Source organism: Citrobacter sp. CtB7.12, from assembly GCF_001297795.1.
Classification (GTDB): Bacteria; Pseudomonadota; Gammaproteobacteria; order Enterobacterales; family Enterobacteriaceae; genus Citrobacter_A; species Citrobacter_A amalonaticus.
In genome coordinates this window covers 1-4,405 of record NZ_LIFT01000044.1, presented here as the reverse complement: position 1 = coordinate 4,405, position 4,405 = coordinate 1, and the positions used below count along the sequence as shown (strand labels likewise).

Sequence of the window (4,405 nt, the reverse complement as noted above, 5' to 3'; positions counted from 1 at the left end):
GGCCGGTTACGCCAACAGTAAGAGCCGCAGCCACTCCAGCCTGACCGGCTACACCTCTCGCGGGGAGATCAGCGGCTACAGCGCCGGTCTGTACGGCACCTGGTATGCCAACGACGCCGATAAAACCGGTGCGTATGTCGATGGCTGGCTGCTCTATAACTGGTTTGACAACACCGTGTCCGGACAGGGTCTGGCGTCTGAAAAGTATGACTCGGACGGTATCACCGCCTCTGTCGAAACAGGCTACACCTGGAAACTGGCCGAATTCAGCGAGCGTAACGCGCTGTACATCCAGCCTAAAGCGCAAATCACCTGGATGGACGTGCAGGCTGATACGCACGTTGAGAAAAACGGCACTCGGGTGGTGGATAAAACCGACGGCAACCTGCAAACGCGTCTTGGCGTCAAAGCCTACCTGCAAGGCCATAACGCCATGGATGACGGCAAAGGCCGCACCTTCCAGCCGTTCGTGGAAGTCAACTGGATCCACAACACGCAGAATTACAGCGTGCAGATGGATGACATCAGCAACGACGTGAAAGGCAGCCGCAATATCGGTGAGCTGAAAGCCGGTGTTGAAGGCCAACTGACGAAGAACGTCACCCTGTGGGGTAACGTTGCCCAACAAATTGGTGATAACGGATACAAAGATACGCAAGGTATGCTGGGGCTGAAATACAGCTTCTAATCCCTTCCCCCATGGCGACATGGAGATTTATCACAAACCCTGACCTTGTCAGGGTTTGTGTGTTTAGGGAGTAAAGCGATCTTTCAGATTCATCAACAAGGTTGGCGGCCATGACAAATGCTTACACTCGCAATGCTATGCTTATTATGAGCATCTCAACAATGGAGCTGATGATGAAATTATCCCGAGGACTACTGACAGGCATTCTGCTTACCGCCTCCCCGCTGGTTTTTGCCGCCCCTGACTCCTGCGAACGCGTCAAGAGTGATATTGAGCAGCGCATCATCAATAACGGCGTGCCGGAGGCCAACTTCACCCTGAGCATTGTGCCAAACGATCAGGCTGACCAACCGGATTCACAGGTCGTCGGACATTGCGCTAACGACACACATAAAATTCTTTACACCCGGACCAGCAGTGGTAATGCCCCTGCCAGCACCACGCCTTCTCAGGAAGGCGCCAACGCCGAACCCCAGTAATTCCGCCTGTTTTTTCCCCTCCGGCAACGGAGGGTTCCCCTCACTTTGATATGGATTAATAACCCCTACCCATTAAGGGGTAAAATTCATTTCTGTTTAGCATGTCTCTGATATCGATATAGAAAATATTATACAGCGATCTGTTTTGAAGGTGCGGCGTCTGCACAACACCCTCCACACCACGTTGATTAAAACAGAAAAAATGCGAATGGCTGTTCCCCGGACAAGGAAGCAACCAGGCCAGTTTTTGACATTAGCAAAGTGAGCAACCATGAAAATCACCACGCCTGAGGCCCTCATGAAGGCCAATATCAGCCGCCGTAGTCTGGTGAAATCATCCGCTATTGGCAGCCTTGCGCTTGCCAGTAGTGCTTTCACCCTTCCTTTCACCCGTATCGCCCGCGCCGCCGACGGCATGACGCCAGCGCCGGTCGAAGAAAAAGCGGTCTGGAGTTCCTGTACCGTCAACTGCGGAAGTCGCTGCCTGCTGCGTCTGCATGTTAAAGATGACACCGTTTACTGGGTTGAATCTGACACTACCGGCAACGATGAGTACGGAAACCACCAGGTTCGCGCCTGTCTGCGCGGTCGCTCAATACGTCGCCGCATGAACCATCCGGACCGTTTGAAATATCCAATGAAACGTGTTGGTAAACGCGGCGAAGGGAAATTTGAGCGTATCTCCTGGGATGAAGCGCTGGATACCATCGGCGACAACCTGAAGCGGATCCTGAAAGCGTATGGCAATGAGGCGGTTCACGTACTGTACGGCACCGGCGTCGACGGCGGCAACATTACCAACTCCAACGTCCCTTACCGTCTGATGAACTCCTGTGGTGGCTATCTTAGCCGTTATGGCAGTTACAGTACCGCGCAAATCAGCGCCGCCATGAGCTACATGTTTGGCAGTAACGATGGCAACAGCCCGGATGACATTGCCAACACGAAACTGGTGGTGATGTTTGGCAACAACCCAGCGGAAACCCGCATGAGTGGCGGCGGCGTCACTTATTATGTTGAACAGGCTCGCGAACGTTCAAATGCGCGAATGATAGTGATCGATCCACGCTATAACGACACCGCCGCCGGACGTGAAGACGAATGGCTGCCCATCCGCCCCGGTACGGATGGCGCACTGGCGGCTGCGATTGCCTGGGTGCTGATTACGGAAGATCTGGTCGATAAACCGTTCCTCGACAAATATTGCGTCGGCTACGATGAAACCACCCTGCCTGCCGACGCGCCGCGTAACGCGCATTACAAGGCCTATATCCTCGGTGAAGGCCCGGACGGCATTGCCAAAACACCGGAGTGGGCTTCTCATATCACCAGTATTCCGGCGGATAAAATCATTCAACTGGCGCGTGAAATTGGTTCGGCGAAGCCGGCCTATATTTGCCAGGGCTGGGGACCTCAGCGTCACTCCAACGGCGAGCAAACCGCGCGGGCGATCGCCATGCTGTCGGTGCTCACCGGTAACGTCGGTATCAACGGCGGCAACTCAGGCGTCCGTGAAGGCACCTGGGATCTCGGTGTGGAATGGTTTTCGATGCTTGATAACCCGGTGAAAACGCAAATCTCCGTCTTCACCTGGACCGACGCTATCGATCACGGCACCGAAATGACCGCCACACGCGACGGCGTGCGTGGTAAAGACAAGCTGGATGTTCCTATCAAATTCATGTGGTGTTACGCCAGTAATACGCTGATTAACCAGCATGGCAATATCGCCCACACTCATGACGTGCTACAGGACGACAGCAAGTGCGAAATGATTGTCGGCATCGAACATTTCATGACGGCATCGGCGAAGTACTGCGACATTCTGCTGCCGGATTTAATGCCGACCGAGCAGGAAGACCTGATTTCTCACGAATCCGCCGGCAACATGGGCTATGTGATCCTCGGTCAGCCCGCGACTTCAGCGAAGTTTGAAAGAAAACCGATCTACTGGATGCTCAGTGAAATCGCCCGCCGACTCGGCCCGGACGTCTACCAGACATTCACTGAAGGACGCTCGCAGCATGAATGGGTGAAATACCTGCATGCGAAGACTAAAGAACGCAATCCAGAAATGCCGGATTACGAAGAGATGAAGCAAACCGGTATCTTCAAGAAAAAATGCCCGGAAGAACATTACGTCGCCTTCCGCGCCTTCCGTGAAGACCCCACTGCTAACCCGCTGAAAACGCCGTCAGGGAAAATTGAAATTTACTCTGCGCGACTGGCCACTATCGCCAATACCTGGGAACTGAAGCAGGATGAGATAATCCACCCTTTGCCCGCCTATGCACCCGGTTTTGACGGCTGGGACGATCCGATCCGCAAAACGTACCCGCTGCAGCTCACCGGATTCCATTACAAGGCGCGCACTCACTCCAGTTACGGCAACATTGATGTCCTGCAACAAGCTTGCCCACAGGAGATCTGGATTAACCCGATCGATGCCAGCGCGCGTGGGATTCAACACGGCGACACCGTCCGGGTGTTTAACAACAATGGGCAGATGCTGATCCCTGCCAAAGTGACCCCACGCATTCTGCCCGGCGTCACGGCCATCGGTCAGGGGGCGTGGCTCAAAGCCGACATGTTTGGTGATCAAATAGACCACGGCGGCTCCATTAACATCCTGACGTCGCACCGCCCTTCGCCGCTGGCCAAAGGCAATCCTTCGCACAGTAATCTTGTTCAGGTTGAAAAGGTCTAAGGAGTAACCGATGACAACTCAGTATGGATTTTTTATTGATTCCAGCCGTTGCACCGGTTGTAAAACCTGCGAACTGGCCTGTAAAGATTACAAAGACTTAACCCCGGATGTCAGCTTCCGCCGCATTTATGAATATGCGGGCGGAGACTGGCAGGAAGACAACGGCGTCTGGCACCAGAACGTGTTTGCCTATTATCTCTCTATTGCCTGTAACCACTGTGAAGATCCGGCCTGTACCAAGGTCTGTCCGAGCGGGGCGATGCACAAACGGGAAGACGGCTTTGTGGTGGTGGATGAAGATGTCTGCATCGGCTGTCGTTATTGCCATATGGCCTGTCCGTACGGCGCGCCGCAGTACAACGCCGCCAAAGGCCACATGACCAAATGCGACGGCTGTCATGACCGGGTGGCGGAAGGCAAGAAACCGATCTGTGTCGAATCTTGTCCGCTACGTGCGCTGGATTTCGGTCCTGTCGACGAACTGCGTCAGAAACACGGCGATCTGGCGGCGGTTGCTCCGCTGCCTGGCGC

The 4,405-nt window shown here is 54.3% G+C and carries 4 protein-coding genes; all 4 read left to right on the top strand.

Features of this window, described 5'->3' with window-relative positions; translation table 11 throughout:
- On the top strand, positions 1–688 hold a 688-nt coding region (locus AOY24_RS23220; RefSeq protein WP_152967236.1), incomplete at its 5' end, for an autotransporter outer membrane beta-barrel domain-containing protein.
- A 170-nt stretch (positions 689–858) separates the two neighbouring features.
- Positions 859–1,167, top strand: a complete 309-nt coding sequence (locus AOY24_RS23215) for a DUF1161 domain-containing protein (protein ID WP_080343316.1) — start codon at positions 859–861, stop codon at positions 1,165–1,167.
- Positions 1,168–1,438: 271 nt separating this feature from the next.
- Entirely contained in the window at positions 1,439–3,874 is a 2,436-nt protein-coding gene (ynfF, locus tag AOY24_RS23210) for a selenate/tellurate reductase subunit YnfF (protein WP_054177461.1), read from the top strand.
- Between the two features lie 10 nt (positions 3,875–3,884).
- Positions 3,885–4,405: DMSO/selenate family reductase complex B subunit (locus AOY24_RS23205; protein WP_054177106.1), on the top strand; the 521-nt coding region annotated here is incomplete at its 3' end.